Annotated in this window: 22 protein-coding genes; 9 read left to right on the forward strand and 13 right to left on the reverse strand. The window is 62.9% G+C overall.

Translation table 11 applies throughout. The features are described 5' to 3' along the window. Window positions 1-13 precede the first annotated feature (13 nt). Window positions 14-1240: a pyridoxal phosphate-dependent aminotransferase gene (locus KXJ60_RS21375; protein ID WP_291132376.1), complete on the reverse strand. Its 1227-nt coding sequence runs from the start codon at window positions 1238-1240 to the stop codon at window positions 14-16. Between the two features lie 136 nt (window positions 1241-1376). On the opposite strand from KXJ60_RS21375, the gene KXJ60_RS21380 reads away from it, so the two are divergent. The 3 genes from KXJ60_RS21380 (at window position 1377) to KXJ60_RS21390 (ending at window position 4367) form a co-directional block, all read left to right on the forward strand. Beyond that, a complete protein-coding gene (locus KXJ60_RS21380; protein ID WP_291132379.1) occupies window positions 1377-1757 on the forward strand; it encodes an Mth938-like domain-containing protein in 381 nt (126 codons plus the stop codon). A gap of 178 nt (window positions 1758-1935) precedes the next feature. Continuing rightward, complete coding sequence (locus tag KXJ60_RS21385) at window positions 1936-2412, forward strand: peroxiredoxin (RefSeq protein WP_291132382.1); 477 nt, start codon at window positions 1936-1938, stop codon at window positions 2410-2412. A gap of 197 nt (window positions 2413-2609) precedes the next feature. After that, window positions 2610-4367 (forward strand): PhoH family protein, encoded by a 1758-nt coding sequence (locus KXJ60_RS21390; protein ID WP_291132385.1) that lies wholly within the window; start codon window positions 2610-2612, stop codon window positions 4365-4367. Between the two features lie 71 nt (window positions 4368-4438). On the opposite strand, the gene dnaB is transcribed toward KXJ60_RS21390, so the two are convergent. The 10 genes from dnaB to ppsA form a co-directional block, all read right to left on the reverse strand. Then, window positions 4439-5866: a replicative DNA helicase gene (dnaB, locus tag KXJ60_RS21395; RefSeq protein WP_291132457.1), complete on the reverse strand. Its 1428-nt coding sequence runs from the start codon at window positions 5864-5866 to the stop codon at window positions 4439-4441. 187 nt (window positions 5867-6053) lie between these two features. After that, on the reverse strand, window positions 6054-6506 hold the full coding sequence (rplI, locus tag KXJ60_RS21400; protein ID WP_291132388.1) for a 50S ribosomal protein L9: 453 nt from the start codon (window positions 6504-6506) through the stop codon (window positions 6054-6056). A gap of 13 nt (window positions 6507-6519) precedes the next feature. After that, window positions 6520-6801 carry a 30S ribosomal protein S18 gene (gene rpsR / locus KXJ60_RS21405; RefSeq protein WP_086119488.1) on the reverse strand — a complete coding sequence of 94 codons (282 nt, stop codon included), beginning with the start codon at window positions 6799-6801 and terminating at the stop codon, window positions 6520-6522. Window positions 6802-6812: 11 nt separating this feature from the next. Further along, window positions 6813-7085 carry a primosomal replication protein N gene (gene priB / locus KXJ60_RS21410; protein WP_291132394.1) on the reverse strand — a complete coding sequence of 91 codons (273 nt, stop codon included), beginning with the start codon at window positions 7083-7085 and terminating at the stop codon, window positions 6813-6815. Between the two features lie 40 nt (window positions 7086-7125). Next, the gene (rpsF, locus tag KXJ60_RS21415; protein ID WP_291132397.1) at window positions 7126-7515 is read right to left on the reverse strand and encodes a 30S ribosomal protein S6; all 390 of its coding nucleotides are present in this window, start codon (window positions 7513-7515) and stop codon (window positions 7126-7128) included. Between the two features lie 162 nt (window positions 7516-7677). Further along, on the reverse strand, window positions 7678-9789 hold the full coding sequence (locus tag KXJ60_RS21420; RefSeq protein ID WP_291132400.1) for a sodium:solute symporter family protein: 2112 nt from the start codon (window positions 9787-9789) through the stop codon (window positions 7678-7680). Between the two features lie 4 nt (window positions 9790-9793). Beyond that, the gene (locus KXJ60_RS21425; protein WP_291132403.1) at window positions 9794-10054 is read right to left on the reverse strand and encodes a DUF4212 domain-containing protein; all 261 of its coding nucleotides are present in this window, start codon (window positions 10052-10054) and stop codon (window positions 9794-9796) included. Between the two features lie 148 nt (window positions 10055-10202). Beyond that, window positions 10203-10775: a tetratricopeptide repeat protein gene (locus tag KXJ60_RS21430; protein WP_291132405.1), complete on the reverse strand. Its 573-nt coding sequence runs from the start codon at window positions 10773-10775 to the stop codon at window positions 10203-10205. Further along, entirely contained in the window at window positions 10775-11071 is a 297-nt protein-coding gene (locus KXJ60_RS21435) for a hypothetical protein (protein WP_291132407.1), read from the reverse strand. The genes KXJ60_RS21430 and KXJ60_RS21435 overlap by 1 nt, the downstream gene beginning before the upstream one ends. Window positions 11072-11296: 225 nt before the next feature. Next, window positions 11297-13696: a phosphoenolpyruvate synthase gene (ppsA, locus tag KXJ60_RS21440; protein WP_291132409.1), complete on the reverse strand. Its 2400-nt coding sequence runs from the start codon at window positions 13694-13696 to the stop codon at window positions 11297-11299. 161 nt (window positions 13697-13857) lie between these two features. Between ppsA and KXJ60_RS21445 the strand changes: the two genes are divergently transcribed. From KXJ60_RS21445 to KXJ60_RS21455, 3 genes are all read left to right on the forward strand, one after another. Next, the gene (locus KXJ60_RS21445) at window positions 13858-14679 is read left to right on the forward strand and encodes a pyruvate, water dikinase regulatory protein (protein WP_291132411.1); all 822 of its coding nucleotides are present in this window, start codon (window positions 13858-13860) and stop codon (window positions 14677-14679) included. Between the two features lie 150 nt (window positions 14680-14829). Beyond that, the gene (locus KXJ60_RS21450; RefSeq protein ID WP_291132413.1) at window positions 14830-15138 is read left to right on the forward strand and encodes a DUF485 domain-containing protein; all 309 of its coding nucleotides are present in this window, start codon (window positions 14830-14832) and stop codon (window positions 15136-15138) included. Continuing rightward, window positions 15135-16862, forward strand: a complete 1728-nt coding sequence (locus KXJ60_RS21455) for a cation acetate symporter (RefSeq protein WP_291132414.1) — start codon at window positions 15135-15137, stop codon at window positions 16860-16862. Before KXJ60_RS21450 ends, KXJ60_RS21455 begins: the two co-directional genes overlap by 4 nt. Window positions 16863-16912: 50 nt before the next feature. Here KXJ60_RS21455 and ahpF read toward each other — a convergent pair whose 3' ends face one another. Then, the gene (gene ahpF / locus KXJ60_RS21460) at window positions 16913-18502 is read right to left on the reverse strand and encodes an alkyl hydroperoxide reductase subunit F (protein WP_291132416.1); all 1590 of its coding nucleotides are present in this window, start codon (window positions 18500-18502) and stop codon (window positions 16913-16915) included. A gap of 147 nt (window positions 18503-18649) precedes the next feature. After that, complete coding sequence (gene ahpC, locus KXJ60_RS21465) at window positions 18650-19213, reverse strand: alkyl hydroperoxide reductase subunit C (RefSeq protein WP_291132418.1); 564 nt, start codon at window positions 19211-19213, stop codon at window positions 18650-18652. 317 nt (window positions 19214-19530) lie between these two features. Here ahpC and KXJ60_RS21470 point away from each other — a divergent pair, with 317 nt between their 5' ends. From KXJ60_RS21470 to KXJ60_RS21480, 3 genes are all read left to right on the forward strand, one after another. Further along, a complete protein-coding gene (locus tag KXJ60_RS21470) occupies window positions 19531-21696 on the forward strand; it encodes a TonB-dependent receptor (protein ID WP_291132420.1) in 2166 nt (721 codons plus the stop codon). A 236-nt stretch (window positions 21697-21932) separates the two neighbouring features. Continuing rightward, a complete protein-coding gene (locus KXJ60_RS21475) occupies window positions 21933-24119 on the forward strand; it encodes a catecholate siderophore receptor Fiu (protein ID WP_291132422.1) in 2187 nt (728 codons plus the stop codon). Between the two features lie 79 nt (window positions 24120-24198). Then, window positions 24199-24879, forward strand: a complete 681-nt coding sequence (locus KXJ60_RS21480; protein ID WP_291132424.1) for a Fe2+-dependent dioxygenase — start codon at window positions 24199-24201, stop codon at window positions 24877-24879. The last annotated feature ends 109 nt before the right edge of the window (window positions 24880-24988 follow it).

Raw genomic sequence — 24988 nt, forward strand, 5'->3', positions numbered from 1 at the left:
GAAAACAGGAATTTCAGACGGCGTGCCGTTTTCGGCGGCTCTCAAGGAATCTCGCAATGCGCTCGATGGCCTCGCGCAAGTCGTCTTCATGCGGCAGAAACACAATGCGGAAATGCTGGTGGTCGGGATAGTTGAAACCCGATCCCTGTACCAGCATGACGCGCGTCTCGCGCAGCACTTCCATGAAGAATTGACGGTCATCCGCAATCGGATACACGACGGGATCGAGTTTGGGAAACATGTAGAGCGCAGCCTGCGGCTTCACGCAGGTCACGCCCGGAATGGCCGTGATCAGCTCATAGGCCAGATCACGCTGGCGGCGCAGGCGCCCGCCTTCCTTCACGAGGTCGTTGATGCTCTGATAGCCACCCAGCGCCGTCTGGATCGCCCACTGCCCCGGGACATTCGAGCCCAGCTTGAGATTGGCGAGCATGTTCAGGCCTTCGATGAAGTCCTTGGCCACATGCTTCGGGCCCGACACGATCATCCAGCCGGCCCGGTACCCGCACGAACGGTACGCCTTTGACAACGAGTTGAAGGTAAGCGTGAGCACGTCGGTGGACAGGCTTGCCATCGCGGTGTGCTGCACACCGTCGTACAGCACCTTGTCATACACCTCGTCCGCCAGCAACACCAGCCCGAACTCGCGAGCGAGTTCGACGATGCCTTTGAGCAACTCATCGCTGTACAGCACGCCAGTCGGGTTGTTGGGGTTGATCACCACAATGCCCTTGGTGCGAGGCGTGATCCTGGCGCGCATGTCCGCCAGATCGGGTTGCCAACCATTGGTCTCATCGCAGCGGTAGTGCACCGGCGTACCACCCGACAGGCTGGTGGCAGCCGTCCACAAGGGGTAGTCGGGCGAGGGCACCAGCAGCTCATCGCCGTTGTCGAGCAAGGCATTGGCGGCCATGACGATGAGTTCGCTGGCCCCGTTACCCAGGTAGATGTCTTCCAGCGTCACACCCACCACACCTTGTTGCTGCGTGTAGTGCATCACCGCCTTGCGTGCGCCGAAGATGCCCTTGCTGTCCGAGTAACCTGCTGAGTTCGGCAGGTTGCGGATCATGTCCTGCTGAATTTCTTCTGGTGCGTCAAAACCAAACGGCGCCAGGTTGCCGATGTTCAGTCGAATGATCTTCTGACCTTCGTCTTCCATCTGCTTGGCCGCGTCCACGATCGGACCGCGCACGTCATACAGCACATTGGCCAACTTGGCGGATTTCTGGATGGTTTTCAAGGTGTCTCCCGCACACGGCGGTCAAGTCCGGCAAGGCCCCACCACGGAGAACCGGAGGGTAATATTCGGCCTCGCCAACAGGGAAAACCTGCAATTTGACCACAGTTCCCACGCACGACCGGGCATCTGCCTCCTCATGAAACTGCACGCCGACAAGCCGGACACACACACCATCACCTCCTACGGCGAGGGCTGGATCGCCGTGAACGGTCAACGGCATGAAGGCAGCCTGCTGCTGACCTCGGATGGCCAGTTGATTCCATGGGGCTGCTCGCGCTTTGAGGAGCTGCAGGCCGACCACTTTGATCGTCTCGCCAGCCTCATGCCAGAGCCCCCCGAGCTGGTCGTTTTTGGCAGCGGCGCGCGGCTGCGTTTTGTCCCGCCCAGTTTGCTGAAGGACCTGATGGGTCGGCGGATTGGCGTCGAAAGCATGGACACGGCAGCCGCCTGCCGCACCTACAACATTTTGGTCAGCGAGGGTCGCCGGGTCATTGCGGCGCTGCTGATCGAGTCCTGACACGATCCTGCCCTTCCTCCGGCAAGACCGGACCTGATCGTGACGAAGCACGCCAATCAGGGTAAAATACCGGATTGGTTCCTGCCGCGCCCACCTCGCAATCAACTTGCCTGGCACACCGCGAAGCAGCCGGGAAGCCAACGCATCACCACCAACTTACGTCAGGGGTCCACGCAGTATGGCAGTCGTTGTCAACAAACCCATTCCCGAATTCGAATCGCAGGCCACCGGCGGCGTGAAGGTCAGCAACCAGACGCACTTGGGTCAGACCATCGTGCTGTATTTTTACCCCAAGGACAACACCCCTGGCTGCACCACAGAAGCCATGCAGTTCCGGGACAAGTACAAGGATTTCGTGAAAGCCGGCGCACAGGTGTTCGGCGTGTCGCGAGACAACATGAAATCACACGATGATTTCAAGACCAAACTCGAGCTGCCCTTTGAGCTGATTGCAGACACCGAAGAAAAGATGTGCCACATGTTCGGTGTGGTGAAGAACAAGATCATGTACGGCAAGAAGGTCAAGGGCATTGAGCGCAGCACTTTCCTGATCGGCCCCGACGGTGTGCTCAAGCAGGAATGGCGCGGACTCAAAGTCCCCGGTCACGTGGAAGACGTGCTCAAGGCGGTCAAGGCTCTCAAGAAGGCCGCCTGAAATCGCGCGAACACGACGGGGTGTGGCGGTGCGCCATTGCAGAATTCCCGGGTCATCCGACTCGTGCATAATGAATTCATGACAACGGGAAGCTTTCCAGCCCCACCCTCTTTCGACAAGTTTCGCAGCCCACAAAGCCGCCCGGTCTTCCCGGCGGCTTTTTGTTTTCCGGCCCCTCGCTGAACCACGATTCCCCCATGCCACTGCCTCCAGCCCCCTCTAAACGAGCCGCCCTGCTAGCCCCCGACGCCTATTCTCTCCGTGCTGCTGACGAGCCTGCGGACACCACACCGCAGCGCGAACCTTCGGTACCGACGACACCACCGATCACCGCGGACGTCGCTCCTCCAGCGCGTGGCACCGGCAGGAAGCGAAAATCGCCAACGCAGCCCACGAACGACCGCCCTGCGGTGTCTCATGCGCCGCCAGCTTCTGTCGACAGCCCGGAACAAAACCTGCAGGCGCGTCGGCAGTCGACGGCCACGTCGAACGTCGAACGCACATCGGCGGTGTCCCCGGTGACCAGCAACCGGCGACGCCACAGTGGCAAGGCCACCCACGGCGGGCCCGCACGCCTGTTCGTGCTGGACACCAACGTGCTGCTGCACGATCCAATGAGCCTGTTCCGCTTCGAGGAACACGACATCTTCCTGCCGATGATCGTGCTCGAAGAACTCGACGGCCACAAGAAGGGCATGACGGAGGTGGCGCGCAACGGCCGCCAGACGAGCCGTACGCTTGACGCACTGGTCGCGCAACAGGGTGGCGACATGACCAAGGGCCTGAAGCTCTCGGCCACGGGGCACCAGTCGGCGCGCGGTCTCTTGTTCTTCCAGACCGAACCTCTCGACAACGCCCTGCCCTCGAGCCTGCCGCAAGGCAAGGCCGACAACCAGATTCTGGGCGTGGTGCACGCCTTGCGCGAACGCCATCCGCAGCGTGAAGTGATCCTGGTGTCCAAAGACATCAACATGCGGGTGAAGGCGCGCGCGCTGGGCCTGGCTGCGGAGGATTACCAGAACGACAAGACGCTGGACGACGGCGAGTTGCTGTACGCCGGAGCGCTGGCGCTGCCGCAGGACTTCTGGACGCGCCAGAGCAAGACCATCGAGAGCTGGCAAAGCGGCAGCCACACGTTCTATCGTGTCAGCGGTCCTTCGGTGGGTCAGTTCTACATCAACCAGTTTGTCTATTTCGAAGCGCCTGGCGAGCCGTCGCTGTACGCACGCGTGACCGAAATCCGCGACAAGACAGCCGTGCTCAAGACGCTCAAGGACTACACGCACCTGAAAAACGCGGTGTGGGGGGTGACCAGCCGCAACCGCGAACAGAATTTCGCGCTCAACCTGCTGATGGATCCCGAGATCGATTTCGTGACGCTGGCCGGCACGGCAGGCACAGGCAAGACGCTGATGGCGCTCGCCAGTGGCCTCACTCAGGTGCTCGATGACCGCCGCTACACCGAAATCATCATGACCCGCGCCACGGTGAGCGTGGGCGAGGACATTGGCTTCCTGCCTGGTACCGAAGAGGAAAAGATGGGCCCTTGGATGGGCGCACTGGACGACAACCTGGAGTTCCTCGCCAAGGGCGATGGCGGTAACGCGGGCGAATGGGGCCGTGCGGCCACCAATGAACTCATTCGAAGTCGCATCAAGGTCAAGAGCATGAACTTCATGCGTGGCCGCACGTTCATGAACAAGTACGTGATCATCGATGAGGCTCAGAACCTGACGCCCAAGCAAATGAAAACGCTGATCACACGTGCAGGCCCCGGCACCAAGATCATCTGCATGGGCAACCTGGCTCAAATCGACACGCCCTATCTCACTGAAGGCTCATCGGGACTGACATTCGCGGTGGACCGGTTCAAAGGTTGGCCCCATGGAGGACACATCACGCTGGCGCGTGGAGAACGGTCAAGGTTGGCGGACTTTGCCAGCGAGGTGCTCTGAGCGGACGCAGCGGCAAGCCCAAAAGAAAACCCGGCGAGTGCCGGGTTTTCTTTTGGTGGGGCGCAAACGGATCAGAAGTCCCCGCCGCCCGCCAGACTCTCAAATCGAGTGAGCATGTTCAGGAACGCAAGCTTGACCGTGCCTGTAGGCCCGTTACGCTGCTTGCCGATGATGATCTCTGCCACACCGGGCTCCTTGCAAGCGTCCTTGGTGTAGTACTCGTCGCGGTAAATGAACATGATGATGTCCGCATCCTGTTCGATGGCGCCCGATTCACGCAAGTCACTCATCATGGGTCGCTTGTCGGTGCGCGTCTCCACGCTTCGATTCAGCTGCGAAAGCGCAATCACCGGGCATTGCAACTCCTTGGCCAGCATCTTCAGGCCCCGCGAGATCTCACCCAGTTCGGACGCACGGTTGTCACCATCACTGCCGCTGCCGCTCATGAGCTGCAGATAGTCGACAACGATCAGACCCAGCTTGCCGCACTGGCGGGCCAGGCGCCGCGCGTTGGCGCGCAGCACGCTGGGATTGAGGCCGGGCGTCTCATCGATGTGCAGCGACACATTGCGCAACTTCTCGATGGCCTCTGTCAAGCGCGGCCATTCGTCGTCGGTCAGCTTGCCGTTGCGCAGGTGGGATTGGTTGATGCGACCGATCGATCCAACGATACGCACCGCGAGCTGTGAAGCGCCCATTTCCATTGAGAACACCGCAACGGGCAGGCCCTCGTTGAGTGCCACGTGCTCGGCGATGTTGATGGCAAATGCGGTCTTGCCCATGGATGGGCGTGCCGCAAGCACGACCAGATCACCCGCCTGCAAACCAGAGGTCATGCGATCCAGATCGACAAAGCCGGTCGGCACACCCGTGATGTCGTTGGGGTTGTCGGCCATTTCCTGAACGCGGTCGAGCAGTTCAACGACCAGCGTATCCATGCCCTGAAACCCCTCCTTCATGCGCGAGCCCTCTTCCCCGATATGGAAGATCTTTTGCTCGGCCTCATCAAGGATCTTGTCAACCGACTTGCCCTGCGTGTTGAAGGCCGCCGTGGCGATTTCGTCGCTGGCCGCGACAAGCTTCCGCAGAATCGCTCGCTCCCGCACGATCTCGGCATATCGCCGGATATTCGCAGCGCTCGGCACATACTGCGCCAACGAGTTGAGATACGCCAACCCCCCCGCTTCCTCCGCCTTGCCAAGGTTCTGCAGGTGCTCGAACACCGTCACCACATCGGCGGGTTTGCTGGCATTGACCAGCGTGGCAATGGCGGAGTACGCCAGGCGGTGCTCGTAGCGGTAGAAATCGGAGTCGTTGACCAGGTCGGCCACACGGTCCCAGGCACCGTTGTCGAGCAGCAACCCACCCAGCACGCTGGACTCCGCCTCGATCGAATGAGGCGGCACGCGCAGCTGGGCAATCTGACGATCGGTACCACCGTCGATGTCGTCCAGACCGGCATCGAAAGAGGAGAAGGAACTCGTGAAAGCTGTGGACATGGGGTTCATGGAAAGTGAGCAGGCATGGTACTCCCTGGGGTGTCAGGCGTCAGGGGACAACCCTGTGGACAACGCGTTGGCAACCCGTGAATTTCTGCTGCGAGCGAAAACGGATCTCCAATGAAAAAAGCCGCAGCCCGACGGGCAGCGGCTTTCACGCGAAGCGCTCAGGCGCCTGCGACGGAGATCAGGCGGTTTCGCCGAGCACCGTGACGTTGACGTCGACCGTCACATCGGTGTGCAGGTTCACGCTGACGGTGTAGTCGCCAACGTTCTTCAGCGGCCCATTGGGCATGCGAACTTGTGACTTGGACACCGCGAAGCCTTGCTTCACGAGTTCTTCAGAGACGTCGTGGTTGGTCACGGAGCCAAAGAGGCGGCCGTCCACACCGGCCTTTTGAGACAGCTTGACCGTCACGGCAGCGAGCTTCTCACCCAGGGCCTGGGCTTCTGCATGCTTGGCAGCAGCCACTTTTTCGAGTTCGGCGCGGCGTGCTTCGAATTCGGCAATGGCGTTCTGGGTGGCGCGACGGGCACGGCCGGTCGGGATCAGGAAGTTACGGGCGTAGCCGTCCTTGACCTTGACCACATCGCCGAGGGCGCCGAGATTGACAACTTTGTCGAGCAGGATGATTTGCATGTCAGGCTCTCTTTCAGACGCGATGCTGGTCGCTGTAAGGCAACATGCCAAGGAAGCGGGCACGCTTGATGGCGGTGTTGACCTGGCGCTGGTAGAAGGCACGCGTACCGGTCAGGCGCGCGGGAATGATCTTGCCGTTCTCGGCGATGAAGTCACGCAGGACGTCCACGTCCTTGTAGTCGACTTCTTCGACGTTGGCCACGGTGAAGCGGCAGAAGCGCTTGCGCTTGAAGAGCAGCGACTGGGTGTTGCGCTTGGGGCGCTTGTCTTTGTTGAAACGTTTGGGTGCAGCCATGATGGGCCTTCCTATGTTTTGCTGAAATCTTGGATGTGGAACACCACGCCTTTGCCGTTGCGCGCATTTGTCATGAAACCGTGAAACTCACATGCTGAGTCGAGTCCCTGACGGGAAAGGATCTCGGCTTGTGCGCCAAAGGCAACCGCCCTCAGCTGCAATTTCACTTGTCTGGGTGTGTCCATTTCGACGACCTGTGATTCGTGCTCAAGCACGATGTTGATGGCCGGAATGCCTGCCGGTGTGTAGCGCAGGCTCTGAACCTGCACCACGACGGCGGACAATCGAAGAACGTTCACCCGATGACAATGCCGCGCCGCGGACTTACGCGGCGGCCTGTTCCTGCGACTGGTGCGTCGAAGAAGGCTGCTGAAGCTTGCGGGCTTCTTCGCGCTCAACCGACTTCATCATGGCCGAAGGACCGGTATCGGCCTTCTTGCGCAGCACGGTGAGGTGGCGCAGCACGGCGTCGTTGAACTTGAAGGCATGCTCCAGTTCGGCCATCACGGCCTGATCGGCTTCGATGTTGACGCACAGGTAGTGGGCCTTGGACAGCTTGTTGATCTGATAAGCCATCTGACGACGGCCCCAGTCCTCAACACGGTGGATCTTGCCGCCGCCGGCGGTGATCATGCCCTTGTAACGCTCCAGCATGGCTGGAACCTGTTCGCTTTGATCCGGATGGATCAGCAAGACGATTTCATAGTGACGCATGGACTCTCCTTGTGGATGAAAAAGCTACCCCCAGCGTCGGTTGGGGTGCAGCAAGGCAAGCCCGCGATTCTAGCAAAAAACCCGGCCAGTCGCAAAACTGGCCGGGTCTGTCACGCCACCAGGGCGTGAGCACCTGGTTGCAAGGGTTTCAGGAGCAGGCGATCAGGAGGCCCTGAGGCTCGGATAGCGCACGTGCTCGACCAGTTCCTGGATCTTGCGGCTGGGCGCCGGCGTGATCAGGCTCACCAGAATGATCACGGCAAAGCCGACCGGCACGCCAAAGACGCCCGCCGAGATGGGCTGAATACCCCACCAGAGTTCGACAGGCGACGTGATGCCGAACAGTCCGCGCATCCACGGCTGGGTGGTCACCATATAGTAGAAGGTGATACCCAGTCCGGCCACCATCCCCAGCGAGGCGGCCAACCCGGTGGCTCGCTTCCAGAAGATGCCCAGCACCAAGGCCGGGAAAAACGCAGCAGCTGCGAACGAGAACGCCGCCGACACGAGGAACAGGATGTCTGCCGGCTTCTGCGCCGCGACATACGCTGCGCCGAGTGCCACCACCAGCAGCAGGACCTTGGAAATGGTCACGCGGCGGGCCGTGGAGGCGTTCGGGTCGATCATCTTGTAGTACAGGTCGTGCGACAGCGCGTTGGCAATCGTGAGCAGCAGGCCGTCCGCCGTGGACAGTGCAGCTGCCAGACCACCTGCAGCCACCAGGCCTGAGATGACGTAGGGCAAACCGCCAATTTCCGGCGTGGCCAGCACGATGATGTCGCCGCCGATGGTCATCTCGTTGAGTTGCAGAATGCCGTCCTTGTTGATGTCGGTGATCGCCATCAGCGACGGATCCACCTTGTTCCAGGACGCCACCCAGGCGGGCAGCTGCTCAATCGGCGTACCAATGAGCACATGGAACACCTCGTACTTCACCAGCACGGCCAGTGCGGGCGCCGTGAAGTACAGCAGGAAGATGAAGAACAGCGACCATGTGACCGACTCGCGAGCCTCTCTCACGCTGGGCACCGTGTAGTAGCGCATCAGAATGTGAGGCAGGGCTGCGGTACCGACCATCAGGCAGAAGATCAGCGCCAGGAAGTTGCGGCGGGACGTGTCATACGCCTCCACCGCTTTCGCATCGCCCTTGGGGTCGCCAGCAAACTGCTGCGCGTGCGGCGGCATGCCGTTGAGCGGCCGCGACTTCGCGTCGGCACCGGCCTTGGCCGCCGTCCATGCGGTCTTGGCGGCTGCCGCGTCCTTGGGCAACGCCGCCAGAGCTTTTTCCGCGGCGGTGATCTCGGCAGCCGGCGCATTGGACGCGCGGAGCTGGGCCAGCTTGGCTTCGGCAGCCGCCTTGTCGGCGGTCAGCGCTGCGGCTGGGTCCTTCAGCTTCTCGGCCAGTGCGGCAGAACGCTGCTTGAAGACCTCACGAACCTCGAGTTCCTTCGGGTCGTTGGCGAGCAGTTTTTCCTTGGCTGTGACCTTCTCCAGCTGGAAGCCATAGATGGCTTGCGGCACAGGCACGCTGGTCTGTTTCACCGACAGCCACACCACCGGGATCATGTAAGCCACGATCAGGATGATGTACTGCGCCACCTGCGTCCAGGTGACGGCGCGCATGCCGCCCAGGAATGAGCACACCAGAATGCCGCCGAGGCCCAGGAAAATCCCCAGCTCGAAAGCCACACCCGTCAGGCGCGATGTGATCAGGCCCACGCCATAGATCTGCGCCACAACGTAGGTGAACGAACACAGGATGGCGGCGAAGATGCCGATGAAACGCGGCAGGTTGCCGCCATAGCGTTCGCCAAGGAAGTCAGGAATGGTGAACTGACCGAACTTGCGCAGGTAGGGTGCCAGGAACAGCGCCACCAGACAGTAGCCACCAGTCCAGCCCATGATGAAGGCCAGGCCGCTGTAGCCCGTCAGGTAGAGGGTGCCGGCCATGCCGATGAACGAGGCGGCCGACATCCAGTCCGCACCCGTGGCCATGCCGTTGTAGACCGCCGGTACACGACGCCCTGCGACGTAGTACTCCGCCGCGTCGGTCGTGCGACTCATGATGCCGATGCCGGCGTAGAGCCCGATGGTGGCGAGCAGGAAGATGAAGCCGATCCACTCGCGCGACAGCCCCATCTGCTCAAGGATCGCCAGAGCGATCACGAAAATGAAGAAGCCGCCGGTGTACCACTTGTACACCTTGTTGAGCTGCTGCTTGAAGGCCTTGTTGCTGCCGGTACCGCCAGCGCCTGTTTCGAACATGCCTGCCATGGTGTTACTCCTCGGTCTCTTCAACACCGTGTTCGATGTCGAGTTTGTTCATGTACCAGGCGTAGTACCCAATGATCACGCAGTACACCACCAAGGCGCCCTGGGCTCCCATCCAGAAGCTGAACGGCCAACCAAAAAAGTTGAAGCTCAGCTCGCGGGCGAAGTAGCTCACGACGAACGTCACCACGAACCAGATTGCGAGCAATATGGCCGTGATGTTCAGGTTTTTCCGCCAGTAGCGACGGTGCTTGTCAGTCAGTTGCATGCGATCGACCTCCATCAACAAGACCCTCTCGGGCACGTCACGAACACCGCCTTTGTCCCCCAGGCAGCCTGCAACCGGTCCGCGTTTTTCGGTCAGCGTTTGGCAACGCCCACCACTTTTACGGTCGCACAGCGACAGCGTGGAAACCTCAGGCCTGGGGTTGAACCAGCCCGGTCTCTCGCTCCAGCTGTGCAGCCACTTTGGGCTCGAATCCGCGGAGGTGGCGAATGATCTTCGCGGCCTCTTCGGGCTCTTCCCGGTCGACATGAACCCGTGCCAGCTGATACCAGCCGTAGGGGCTCATGGGTTGCAGTTCTGTGTTCTTGCGCAGCGCGGCAATGGCTTCGTCGAAGCGGCGCTGGCGAATGAGACTCAGCGACAGGCCATACCAGGCACGGTCGAGCTTGGGATCGATGTCCAGCGCACGCCGAAAAGCGGCTTCGGCCTGATCGAGCTCACCCATTTCTTCACTGAGGTAACCGAGGTTGAACCACCCGGGTGCCGCCCCCGGCTGGGCTGCGACCTGCCGCTGCAGTGCCTGCAAGGCACCCGCCTTGTCGCCCAGTTCCGCCAGCACGTGCGCCCGGGTGGCCAAGGCGTACACGTCTGCGGGGTTCACATTCAGCATGTCGTCGAGGCGCACCAAAGCGCGCTCGCGTTGCCCAAACACCAGCAACGCCCTCACCTGCCAACGGGCGAAGAGGTTGTCGAGTTGCGACATCACTGACACAGCGCCACTCCAATCTTCAAGCAATGGTTGACCTTCACCAGCGTCACGCCGACCCACACGAAACCCAGAATCAGAAACGCTACCAGCGGGAGGTGGCGTTCGAGCACGAGCTTGGGCGTCACAAAACGGGCCAGCTTCACAAACGGCGAGCCCACCTGCTGAAGAATTTTGTAGAAGATGTTTTCGCTCTTGCGCTGTCCCGCCAGCAACCCGAGCACCCATTGCCCAAAGAGCGCCAGCAAGGCGATTTCGGCGATGAGTTTCACGGTGGAGATGAGCAACAACATGTGACAAGACCAGAAGTTGGGCCCATTCTGAAGTCTCAACTTACCGATTTCTTACAAAGATGCCTCTGTCCGCCCGGATGCAGGTCAAACCCTGTGAGGGATAACCCGCAAGGCGGTTGCCCGGGTCGCCAGAGCGCCGCGCTGTGACGCTTGCACAGCGTCGATGCAATAAAAAAGCGGCAGGGTCGCCCCTGCCGCCATGGTGTTCCGTCGGTCGACGGTCGACTACGCGGCCTTGGCCGCCAACAACTTCCAGGTTTCCACGACGGAGTCCGGGTTCAGCGAAATGGAGCTGATGCCCTCATCGCGCAGCCATTGGGCGAAGTCGGGATGGTCGCTGGGGCCCTGGCCGCAGATGCCCACGTACTTTCCAGCGGCGTTGCAGGCGCCGATGGCCATCGTCAGCATGGCCTTGACGGCAGGGTCGCGCTCGTCAAAGTCGTGCGCCAGCAGCTCCAGCCCGGAATCGCGGTCCAGGCCCAGGGTGAGCTGGGTCAGGTCGTTGGAGCCGATCGAGAAGCCGTCGAAGAACTGGAGGAAGTCCTTGGCCAGCACGGCGTTGCTGGGGATCTCGCACATCATGATGACCTTGAGGTCGTTTACGCCGCGCTTCAAACCCTTCTCGGCCAGCAGTCCGGTGACGCGCTCGGCCTGTGCCAGCGTGCGCACGAAGGGCACCATGACCTGCACATTGGTCAGGCCCATGTCTTCGCGCACGCGCTTGAGCGCCTCGCACTCCATGGCGAAGGCTTCCCGGAAGTCTTCACTGACGTAGCGCGCGGCGCCACGGAAGCCCAGCATCGGGTTCTCTTCTTCGGGCTCGTAGCGCGAGCCGCCCACCAGCTTGCGGTACTCGTTGCTCTTGAAATCGGACAGACGCACGATCACGGGCTTGGGCCAGAAGGCCGCTGCGATGGTGGCCACGCCTTCAGCCACCTTGTCCACATAGAAAGCGCGCGGTGAGGCGTGACCACGCGCCACCGACTCCACCGCCTTTTTCAGGTCGGCGTCGATGTTCGGGTAGTCCAGGATGGCCTTGGGATGCACGCCGATGTTGTTGTTGATGATGAACTCCAGCCGCGCCAGGCCCACGCCCCCGTTGGGGATCTGGGCGAAGTCAAAGGCGAGCTGCGGGTTGCCCACGTTCATCATGATCTTCACGTCCAGCGCGGGCATCTCGCCGCGCTGCACTTCGGTGATCTCGGTTTCCAGCAAACCGTCGTAGATGTTGCCGGTATCGCCTTCAGCGCAGCTCACGGTCACCAGCGTGCCGTCCTTGAGCAGATCGGTGGCGTCACCGCAGCCCACCACGGCGGGAATGCCCAACTCGCGCGCGATGATGGCCGCGTGGCAGGTGCGGCCACCCCGGTTGGTCACGATGGCGCTGGCGCGCTTCATGACCGGTTCCCAGTTGGGGTCGGTCATGTCGGTCACGAGCACGTCGCCGGGCTGCACCTTGTCCATCTCGCTGATGTTGTGCACCAGCCGCACCGGGCCCGTGCCCACCTTCTGGCCAATGGCCCGGCCGCTGGCCAGCACCGCGCCCTTGCCCTTGAGCTTGTAGCGCACCTCGGTCTTGCCGGCGCTCTGGCTCTTCACGGTCTCGGGACGCGCCTGCAGGATGTAGATCTGGCCGTCGGTGCCGTCCTTGCCCCACTCGATGTCCATCGGGCGGCCGTAATGCGCTTCGATCACGAGCGCGTACTTCGCGAGTTGCTCCACGTCCGCGTCGGTCAGGCTGTAGCGGTTGCGCTGCTCCACCGGCACGTCGACCGTCTTGACCAGCTTGCCGCTGTCGGCCTTCTCTTCGGGTGTGCTGAACACCATCTGGATCAGCTTGGAGCCCAGGTTGCGGCGAATCAGCGCGCGCTTGCCGGCCTTGAGCATGGGCTTGTGCACATAGAACTCGTCCGGGTTCACGGCACCCTGCACCACGGTCTCGCCCAGGCCGTAGCTGGACGTGATGAAGACCACGTCTTCAAAACCGCTCTCGGTGTCGATGGTGAACATCACGCCGGCCGCACCGGTGTCCGAGCGCACCATGCGCTGCACGCCTGCGGAGAGCGCCACGTCAGCGTGGGCAAAGCCCTTGTGCACGCGGTAGCTGATCGCGCGGTCGTTGTAGAGGCTGGCAAACACCTCTTTCATCTTGTGCAGCACTTCGTCGATGCCCACCACGTTCAGGAAGGTTTCCTGCTGGCCGGCGAAAGAAGCGTCGGGCAAATCTTCGGCCGTGGCGGATGAACGCACGGCAAACGATGCCTTGGCATTGCCAGCGCTGAGTTTCACGAACTCGTCGCGGATGGCTTGCTCGAGGTCGGCGGGAAAAGGCTGGTTCTCGACCATGGCGCGGATCTCCGCACCGGCGGTGGCCAGCGCGCGCACGTCTTCGGTGTCCAGCGCATCCAGTCGCGCGTTGATGCGCTCGGTCAGGCCATCGTGTTTGAGGAACTCGCGGAAGGCGTGCGCCGTGGTGGCAAAGCCGGTGGGCACCTTCACGCCGGTGGGCAGTTGCGAAATCATTTCGCCGAGGCTGGCGTTCTTGCCGCCGACGGACTCGACATCGCTCATTCGCAGTTTTTCGAACGGCACGACCAGATCGGTCGCTCCAAACAGCTGGGACATGGGAAAGCTCCTAAGGTTGAAAAACCGGGGGGTCCGTGCACCAGCGGGTTGACCTGTTGTGCTGTTGTGGGTCTGACACCGTGCAGGGAAGCAGATTCGGGCGCGCCGGCGCAAGGATAATGGCGCCGTCGAAAAAAATTCCATTGTAAGGACGCGGCACCATGCCCAATCGCACGGTTTTCTTCATCTCGGACGGCACCGGCATCACCGCCGAGACGTTTGGCAACGCCATCCTGAACCAGTTCGAGACCACCGTGCGCCGCGTCCGGCTGCCGTTCCTGGACAACGTGGACAAAGCCCATCAGGCGGTGCGGCAGATCAACCACACAGCCGACCTGGAGGGCAACCGCCCTCTGGTGTTCACCACCGTGGTCGACATGGATGTGCTCTCCGTCTTTCGCACCCAGTGCAAAGGTGTGCTGCTGGACATGTTTGGCACCTTCATTGCCCCGCTGGAGCATGAGCTGGGCATCAAGTCCAACCACCGCGTCGGGCGATTCTCAGATGCGTCCAAGAGCCAGGCCTACAACGACCGGATCGAGGCCATCAACTTCTCGCTGGCGCACGACGACGGGCAAAGCCACAAGGACCTCCAGGGCTCGGACGTGATCCTGGTCGGCGTGAGCCGCAGCGGCAAGACGCCCACGTCCCTGTACCTCGCCATGCAGTACGGACTGAAGGCCTCGAACTACCCCCTCATTCCCGAAGACTTTGATCGCCGCCAGCTGCCACCGGCCCTGGCGCCGCACCGCAAGAAGATCTTCGGTCTGACCATCGCGCCCGAACGCCTGAGCGAGATCCGCAACGAGCGACGTCCCAATTCGCGTTACGCGCAGCTGGACAACTGCCGCATGGAGGTGAGCGAAGCCGAAGCGATGATGCGCCGCGAGGGCATCCGCTGGCTCTCGACGACCACGAAGTCCATCGAGGAAATCGCCACCACGATCCTCCAGGAAATCCGCCCGGAGCGGCTCGAATACTGAGCGCTGCCGGGGCGGCAACACACGCCCCCGCAGCACCCCAAACTTAACGCCGATTAAGTCTCGGGTCAGTTGGCCGTCAGCGCCAGGTCAGTGCGCGGTAAGTCCTTGCCGTCAAGCTCGATGTCACCCCCATCACATCGAGAGACAAGCATGGAACAAGACCTGGTTCATCGAATTGCGGGCCACCCGCTCTACCAACAACTCAAGGCCAAGCGCACGCGCTTTGGCTGGTGGCTCACGCTGGCCATGATGGTCGTCTACTACGGCTTCATCCTGCTGGTGGCGTTCGACAAGAGCTTCCTCGCGCAACGCGTGGGCAGCGGTGTGCTGACCCTCGGCATTCCGCTGGGCTTTGGCGTCATCGTCTTCACGATCGTCATCACGGCGATCTATGTGCGCCGGGCGAACAGCGAATTCGACGAGCTCTCGGCTGCCGTGGCCAAGGCGGTGCAGAAATGAGCCGCCTGCCCACCTTCGTTCGGCGTGCGTTCACGCTGCTCGCGCTGTTCGGCGTCTCCGCTGCGGTCTGGGCCGCAGGTGCCGACCTGGGCCAGGCTGAAAAGCAGGCCACCAACTGGACGGCCATCGGCATGTTCGCCCTCTTCGTTCTGGGCACGCTCTACATCACCAAGTGGGCGGCCGCCAAAACCAAAAGCGCGTCCGACTTCTACACCGCTGGCGGCGGCATCACGGGCTTCCAGAACGGTCTGGCGATTGCGGGTGACTACATGTCGGCCGCCTCGTTCCTCGGCATTTCTGCGGCCGTGATGGCCTCGGGCTTTGACGGACTCATCTACTCCATCGGCTTTCTCGTGGGCTGGCCCGTCATCACCTTTTTGATGGCCGAGCGCCTGCGCAACCTCGGCAAGTTCACCTTCGCCGACGTCGCCGCCTTCCGCTTCCAGCAGGCACCGATCCGCATCTTTGCGGCCTCGGGCACGCTGGTCGTCGTGGCCTTCTACCTGATCGCGCAAATGGTCGGTGCGGGCCAGCTCATCAAGCTGCTGTTCGGTCTGGAGTACTGGATCGCGGTGGTGATCGTGGGCGCGCTGATGATGGTGTACGTGCTGTTCGGCGGCATGACCGCCACCACCTGGGTGCAGATCATCAAGGCGTGCCTGCTGCTGGGCGGCGCATCGTTCATGGCCTTCATGGTGCTGCTGCACTTCGGCTTCAGCCCGGAGGCCATGTTTGCCAGCGCCGTGCAGATCAAGACCGACCTGGCCCTGAAAGACGGCAAGGTGGCCGAAGCGGCTGCCACCATCGGGCAGTCGATCATGGGGCCGGGCAACTTTGTGAAAGACCCGATCTCGGCCATCAGCTTCGGCATGGCGCTCATGTTCGGCACCGCGGGCCTGCCCCACATCCTCATGCGCTTCTTCACCGTGCCCAGCGCCAAGGAAGCGCGCAAGTCGGTGATGTGGGCCACCGGCTGGATCGGCTATTTCTACCTGCTGACCTTCATCATCGGTTTCGGCGCCATCACCTTTGTGCTCACCAACCCGCAGTTCCTGGACGCCAAGGGCGGCCTGCTGGGCGGCAACAACATGGCGGCGGTGCACCTGGCCAACGCAGTCGGTGGCAACGTGTTCCTTGGCTTCATCTCGGCCGTGGCGTTTGCGACCATCCTGGCGGTGGTGGCCGGCCTCACGCTGTCGGGCGCATCGGCGGTCTCGCACGACCTCTATGCCACCGTGCTCAAGAAAGGCAAGGCCGATTCCTTCACCGAACTGCGCGTGTCCAAGGTCACCACGGTCTGCCTGGGCATCGTGGCAGTGGTGCTGGGCATCGCGTTCGAGAAGCAGAACATCGCCTTCATGGTGTCACTGGCGTTTGCCATCGCGGCCTCGGCCAACTTCCCGGTGCTTTTCATGAGCGTGCTGTGGAAAGACTGCACCACCAAAGGCGCGGTGATCGGCGGCTTCCTGGGCCTGGTGTCGTCGGTGGCGCTCACCGTCGTGTCGCCCTCGGTGTGGGAGGCCACGCTGGGCAACCCCAAGGGCTCCGCCCTCTTCCCCTACACGTCGCCCGCGCTGTTCTCCATGGCCATCGGATTCGTGGGCATCTGGCTGTTCTCCGTCCTGGACAAGAGCCAGCGCGCCCAGGTGGACCGCGCAGGTTTCCTGGCGCAGCAGGTGCGCTCGGAAACCGGCATCGGCGCCGCCGCCGCGTCGGGCCATTGAAAAGGGCCGCGTCAAGCGGCCCTTTTGTCCTTCTGCCCAGGGGTGCGGGGTCAGGCCGGCACCGCTTCCGCTGGCGCTGCCACCGGCTGGCGAATGAGATGGTCAAACGCACTGAGTGCGGCCTTCGACCCCTCGCCCGCGGCGATCACGATCTGCTTGTAGGGCACCGTGGTGCAGTCACCTGCGGCGAACACGCCGGGCACATTGGTGTGGCCCTTGGCGTCCACCTCAATCTCGCCAAACCGGCTGAGCGCCACCGTGCCCTTGAGGAACTCGGTGTTGGGCACCAGACCGATCTGCACGAACACGCCTTCCAGCTCGATGTGCTTCACCTCGCCGCTCACGCGGTCCTTGTAGCTCAGGCCATTGACCTTGCCATTGGCGCCGGTGATCTCGGTCGTCTGCGCGTTCACGTGGATGTCCACGTTGGGCAGGCTCTTGAGTTTGCTCACCAGCACCGCATCGGCCTTGAGGGCGTCGGCGAACTCGATGAGCGTCACGTGCTGCACCACACCCGCGAGGTCGATGGCGGCCTCAACACCTGAGTTGCCACCACCAATCACGGACACGCGCTTGCCCTTGAACAGCGGGCCGTCGCAGTGCGGGCAGTAGGCCACGCCCTTGTTGCGGTACTCGGCTTCGCCGGGCACGTTGACGTTGCGCCAGCGCGCGCCGGTGGACAGGATCACGCTGCGCGCGCTCAGCACCGCGCCGTTGGCCAACTGCACCTGCAGCAAGCCGTTGGGCTCGGCCGGCGGGATCAGCTTGTCGGCGCGCTGCAGGTTCATGATGTCCACGTCGTAGTGGCGCACCTGGGCTTCCAGCGCGGCGGCGAACTTGGGGCCGTCGGTCTCGAGCACGCTGATGTAGTTCTCGATCGCCATGGTGTCGTTGACCTGGCCACCAAAGCGTTCGGCGGCCACGCCCACACGGATGCCCTTGCGCGCTGCGTACACCGCGGCGGCAGCACCGGCTGGGCCACCACCCACGATGAGCACGTCAAACGGGTCCTTGGCATTGAGCTTGGCGGCTTCGCGCGCATCGGCGTTCACGTCCAGCTTGGCCACGATCTCTTCGAGCGTCATGCGGCCGGAGCCAAACACCTCGCCATTCAGAAACACGATGGGCACGGCCATGATGTCGCGCGCATTCACTTCGTCCTGGAATGCGCCGCCTTCGATGACCGTGGTCTTCACATTTGGATTCAGGATGGCCATGAGGCTCAGCGCCTGCACCACGTCCGGGCAGTTGTGGCAGGTCAGGGACATGTAGACCTCGAAGTTGAAGTCACCGTCCAGTGCGCGGATCTGGTCCATCACGTCCGGCTCGGCCTTGGGCGGGTGCCCACCGGTCCAGAGCAGCGCCAGCACCAGCGACGTGAATTCGTGGCCCAGTGGCAAGCCCGCAAAGCGCAGCGAGGTGTCGCTGCCCACGCGCTGCAGCGAGAACGACGGGCGGCGGGTGTCCTGGCCGTCGGTTTTCAGGGTGATCTTGTCGCTGCGCAACCCCTGGATGGTTTGCAGCAGCTCCAGCGTGTCCCGGGAGCTCTCAGAGTCGCTCAAGGAAGCAACGATCTCGAAGGGTTGTGTCACGCGCTCGAGGTAAGCGCCGAGTTGGGCCTTGAGGGTGTCGTCCAGCATGGTGTGTTTCCTTTATCAAGCGACTTTGGGAACCGGCTTCCTCACGTGTTGAAAGGCGGCCAGAGGGCAGCCACGCAGGCTTTGTGAGCCTGCGTGTTCTCGAAATACAAACGAATGAGGCAAAGCCTCATGTCGGTTCAAAGGCAATCAGATCTTGCCGACCAGGTCCAGCGAGGGAGCAATGGTCTTGGCGCCTTCGTTCCACTTGGCGGGGCACACTTCGCCCGGGTGAGCGGCGGTGTACTGGGCAGCCTTGAGCTTGCGCAGGGTTTCCTTGACGTCGCGTGCGATCTCGTTGGAGTGCACTTCGGCGGTCTTGATCTGGCCTTCGGGGTTGATGATGAACGTGCCGCGCAGCGCCAGACCTTCTTCAGCAATGTGCACACCAAACGCGTTGGTCAGCGTGTGGGTGGGGTCGCCCACCAGCGGGAACTTGGCCTTGCCCACGGCGGGCGAGGTTTCGTGCCACACCTTGTGCGAGAAGTGCGTGTCGGTGGTGACGATGTACACCTCGGCGCCCAGCTTCTGGAACTCGGCGTAGTTGTCGGCAGCGTCTTCCACTTCGGTCGGGCAGTTGAAGGTGAAGGCGGCCGGCATGAAGATCAGGACCGACCACTTGCCCTTCAGCGACTCGTCGCTCACGTCGATGAACTTGCCGTTCAGGAAGGCGGTGGTCTTGAAAGGCTGGACCGTGGTGTTGATCAGGGACATGGTTTTCCTTGGGTTGGTTGAGTGAATGGCGGGAATGCACGCGTACGTGCATCGGAACGGCCTGAATGATAGCAAATAACTACCAAGGCAGAGAATTGATAGTGTTTATCCACCCCATAGATTTTCTTGCTGACCGGAACCATCAACATCCGTTCTCCATAAGAAAATTATGTGATTCTTAACAGGAATCGTTTTCATTTGTAATAATGAACGCAGTAGCCAGCCCGCCAGCCCTGCGTTTCCGTCCTTTTGTGATGCGGTTCGAGTGGAAGCACGCCAGCCATTTCCATTCGTACATGCACACATAAGGATTTCCGATGTTTCATGCGTCCCGCATGGCGGACAGCCGTCAGCCGATTTCGTTCCACCACGCCCTGCCCCAGCGCGCCACCGCAGTGGCTTGCGCCCTCTTCCTGCTGGCGCACGGCACGGCCCATGGTCAGGCGGCCACTGTCGCGCTGCCCGAGGTCGTGGTGTCAGCGTCCGGCTTTGAGCAGGACATCAAGAAGGCGCCGGCCAGCATCACAGTGGTGTCTCGCGAAGTGCTGGAAACCAAACGGGCCACCAGCCTGGCCGAGGCCCTGGCCGATGTGGAGGGCGTGGACGTCGGCAACGACGTCGGCAAGACCGGGGGCATGAACATCAGCATTCGCGGCATGCCGTCGGACTACACGCTGGTGCTGGTGGACGGGCGCCGCCAGAACGCCGCCGGCAACGTGACGCCCAACGGCTTCGGCGAAACCTCCACCAGCTTTCTGCCGCCCATCAGCGCCATCGAACGGATCGAGGTGATTCGCGGCCCCATGGCCACGCTCTATGGCTCAGACGCCATGGGCGGCGTGATCAACATCATCACGCGCAAGGTGGGCAAGGTGTGGGCCGGCGCCGTCAGCCTGAGTGGCACCTGGCAGGAGAACCGCGACCGCGGCGACAACGCCAGCGCCAACGTGTACCTGAGCGGCCCGATCCAGCAAGACCTGCTCGGTCTCACGCTGCGCGCCAGCACCTTCAAGCGCGCCGCATCCGAACTGGAACCCACCGGCAACGCGGGCAACACGACCATCAGCACACGCGGCCCGAGCCCGGTGAAGGCCGACATCGACACCATCGGCGCACGCCTCACGCTCACCCCCACGCGCGACCACGAGCTGTACCTGGACCTGGACACCGCACGGCAGGTGTACGACAACTCGGCGGCGCAATTGGGCACGCTGGGCGTGCAGGGCTACACCGACCAACAGAAGTTCAACCGCGAGCAGACGGTGCTGGCCTACAACGCCAACCTGGGCATTGGCAGGCTGGAAACCAGCCTCACGCACAACGAAACCGAAACCATCGGCCGCACGATCCCCAACGGCACGCCGGGCCGGGTGCCTGGCAGCGCGCGCACGCTCACCGCCGAAAACCGCATCGTCGATGCCAAGCTGATCACCGCCGTGGGCGAGTCGCACCTGCTCACCGTGGGCGCGCAGCACTGGGACGCTGAAATGGTCGACGGTGTGGCGCCCGCGCCCTACACGCACACCCAGTGGGCGGTGTTCGGCGAAGACGAATGGCGGTTGCGGCCCGATCTGGCGCTCACGCTGGGCGCGCGCTACGACGACCACAGCCAGTTCGGCGCCCAGTTCAGCCCGCGCATCTACACGGTGTGGGAAGCCAACCCGAACTGGACCGTCAAGGGCGGCGTGAGCCGCGGCTTCAAGACGCCGCGCCTGGACCAACTGGCCGATGGCATCACCGGCTTCACGGGCCAGGGCACGCGCCCCACCATCGGCACGCCATCGCTGAAACCCGAGACCAGCACCTCGTATGAGTTCGGCACGCTGTTTGACGACCAGCGAGGCTTCACGCTCGGCGCCACGGTGTTCTTCAACCAGTTCAAGGACAAGATCGCCACCGGCACCGGGCTGCTGAACTGCAGCTTCGCGGCACAACCCAACCGCCCCGGCTGCGTGGACTATGGCAACTGGCCTGCGGTGGACACGTATGGGCAATCGGTCAACGTGGACGAGGCCGAGACGCGCGGCTTCGAGCTGTCCACCCGCGTGCCCGTGGCCCGGGGCGTTCACGCCACGGCCAACTACACCTTCACCCGCAGCGAGCAAAAGAGCGGTGTGAGCGCCGGGCAGCCGCTCTACAACACGCCGCGGCACATGCTCAACGCCAAGCTGGACTGGAAGGTCGACGACAAGCTCACCACCTGGGTGAGCGCCGAATACCGCAGCTCGCGCTGGCGCGACAACACCACCGCCGCCGGTGCGGCCGCGCGCGCAGCGCTGGGCGACTACAAGGCCACCACGCAGTTCCACCTGGGCGGCAGCTACCGCGTGAACAAATCGCTCACGCTCAGCGCCACCCTCTACAACCTGTTTGACAAGGACTTTCTGGAATACGCGCAGTACGCCCCCAACGCCTACGCCGCGCTCTACAACAACATGCTCGAAGGCCGCCGGCTCTGGGTCACGGCCAACCTGACCTTCTGACCTTTTTCGCCAGGCATTGAAGACCAGCGCCAGGGCCTCACGGTCCTGGCGTTGTGCTTTCTGGGTGACGCACGCGCACAACAAAGTGGAACAAATGTGAATAGGAATGATTTTTATTTGAGATAATTCGTTTCGAAGCCAGCCAAAGCCTTTCCACCCGACACGCGCCCTGCCGGCCGTGCGGGCGCGATGCGAGCACGCCAGCCAACACACCATCGCACCCGCAAGGACTTTTCATGGCCTCCATTCGCAGCCGCAAACACAGCACGCCCGTTCACCTCCTCGCCCTTCTCGCCGCCTCGGTGCCTGCCGCCGGCATGGCACAGCAGACCACCACCCTGCCCACCGTGACCGTCAAGGAAGCGGCCGATGTGCCCTACAAGGCCGACACATCGGCCAACGACAAGATGACCGCACCGCTGGTGGACACGCCCAAGACGATCCAGATCATCAAGAAGGAGGTGCTGGAAGAGCAAGGCGCCGTCACGCTGATGGAGGCCCTGCGCAACACGCCCGGCATCACCATGCAGATGGGCGAAAACGGCAACACCTCGGCCGGCGACACCTTCCAGCTGCGCGGCTTCTCGCTGCAGCAGTCCACTTTTGTGGATGGCATCCGCGACCTCGGCGCGGTCACGCGCGACACCTTCAACCTGGAGCAGGTGGAAATCGTCAAGGGCGCGGCGGGTGCTGAAACCGGCCGCGGCGCGGCGTCGGGCTTCATCAACCTGATCTCCAAGCAGGCGCACCTGGGCGACGAGAACAGCGCGTCGGGCACCATCGGCACGGCCAGCCGCAAGCGCGCCACCGTTGACCTGAACAAGCAGCTCAGCGACACCTCGGCCTTCCGCCTCAATGCCATGGCGCAAGACAGCGGTGTGGACGGGCGCGACTATGTGAAGAACAAGGGCTATGGCGTGGGCCTGTCGTATGCGGCCGGCCTGAACACGCCCACCCGCGTGTTCCTCTACAGCCAGCACCTGCGCCAGAACAATGTGCCCGACGGCGGCATTCCCGGCATTGGCTACGAGGGCTACACCTCGGTCACGGGCCCGAAGGTGCGCCGTGAAAACTTCTACGGCAGCGTGAACGACCGCGAGAAGGTGGACGCCGACATGTTCACAGTGAAGGTCGAACACGACCTGGGCGAAGGCACCACGGTGCGCAACATCACGCGCTACGGCAAGACGCACATGGACCGCACGCTCACCGGCGTGAACACGGGCACCACCGGCATCACCACCACCGGCGCGCTGTCGGCCTGGACCGTGAACCGCTCGCGCCAGCGCGTGGACCAGGACAACACCATCCTGGCCAACCAGACCAACGTGAGCACGCGGTTCAGCGCAGGCGGTATGCAGCATTCGCTGGCCGCAGGTGTGGAGCTGCTGCACGAAAAGCAGAACAGCTTTGACCACGGCACGGCCGTGGCGGCCAGCACCCCGGCGGCCAACCTCTACAACCCCGATCCGTTCCAGAGCATGTACGTGTTCGGCCCGCGCACGGGCGGCATCACGAGCGGCACCACCAACACCATCAGCGCGTACGTGTTCGACGATGCCAAGCTCAACGAGCGCTGGTCCATCAACGGCGGCCTGCGCGCCGACGTCTACAAGCTCAGCACGGACAACGTGACCGCCGCCGGTGTGCGCACCGCGCTGGAAGACACGCGCAGCCTGATGAGCGCGAGCATCGGCAGCGTGTACAAGCCGGCCGAGAACGGCAGCATCTACGCGTCCATCGCGACCTCGGCCACGCCACCGGGCGCCAACAACTTCCAGTTGAGCGCCACCGCCGGCAACCAGGCCAACGCCGCGCTGGACCCGCAGCAGACGAACACCGTCGAGCTGGGCACCAAGTGGGAGTTGATGGACAAGCGCCTGAACGTGGCGGCCGCGGTGTTTCGCACCACCAACGACAAGCAGGTGACGGTAGACCCGATCACCAACGCGTCGGTGCAGGAGGGCAAGACGCAGGTGCAAGGTATCGAGCTGTCGGTGGTGGGGCAGATCACCCGGCTGTGGCAGATCACCGCGGGCCTGGCCAAGACCAGCACCAAGCAGATCAACCAGCAAACCGCCACCGCAACCACCACCGGCGTGCGCTGGTCGCCCGACCTCACCGCCACCGTGTGGACCTCGTACCAGCTGGACAAGCTCACGCTCGGCTTCGGCACGCGCTACACCTCGGAAGCCAAGCGCTTCGTCAACGCCGCCGGCGCGCAGGGCAACCTGCCCAACGTGCCTGCGTACTGGGTGGCCGATGCGATGGTGGGCTACCAGCTCACCGACAAGGTCAACCTGCGCCTGAACGTCTACAACCTGTTCGACAAGGAATACCTCATGACGGTGAACAACGGCGGTGGCCGCCTGGCCCTGGGCGCGCCCCGCTCTGCCGCGCTCACCGCGAACGTGAAGTTCTGATCCCGCCCAACGGGCGCAACGCTCGCGCTGCAAAGGCCCGCCCACCGCGGGCCTTTGCCCGTTTCAGGAACCCCAGGCCATGCTGCTGCACATTCCCCAGGTACTGACCGCCACCGAAGTGGCCCACATTCGCGACACGCTCGACACCCAGGGCTGGGTGGATGGCCTGCGCACCACCGGGCCGCAGGCGGCCCACGTCAAACGCAACCTGCAGCTCGACACCGCGTCACCCGCGTTCGCGCCGCTGTCGCAGCGCATCGCGGCGGCGCTGCAGCGCCACCCGCTGTTTGCCTCGGCGGTGTTGCCCGCCCACCTGCTGCCGCCCATGTTCAACCGCTACGAAGGCGGTGGGCAGTACGGCAACCACATCGACAACGCGATCCAGACCGACCGCTTCACGGGCCAGCAGGTGCGCACCGATGTGTCCGTCACCGTGTTCCTGAGCGGGCCCGACGAGTACGACGGCGGCGAGCTGATCGTGGAAGACAGCTTCGGCACGCACGAGGTCAAGCTCGATGCGGGCGACGCGATCATTTACCCCTCCACCAGCCTGCACCGCGTGGAGCCGGTGACGAGTGGCGCGCGCGTGGCGTCGTTCCTGTGGGCGCAGAGCCTGGTGCGCGATGCGTGGCGGCGCTCGATGCTCTTCGAGCTGGACATGACCCTCCTCAAGCTGCGCCACCAGCTGGGCGACAGCGCCGAGGTGGTGGCCTTGACGGGCCACTACCACAAGCTCCTGCAGCAGTGGGTGGCACTTTGACCCCCCCCGCGCCGCGCTGCGCGCGTCACCCCCCAGGGGGCAATGCCTGCGGCCTGGCGGAGCCAGTTCCGCGGCATTCTGGGTGGGCACTTCTTCAGGCTGAGGTTTG

It is taken from the genome of Hydrogenophaga sp., from assembly GCF_019264445.1.
Taxonomy (GTDB): domain Bacteria; phylum Pseudomonadota; class Gammaproteobacteria; order Burkholderiales; family Burkholderiaceae_C; genus Hydrogenophaga.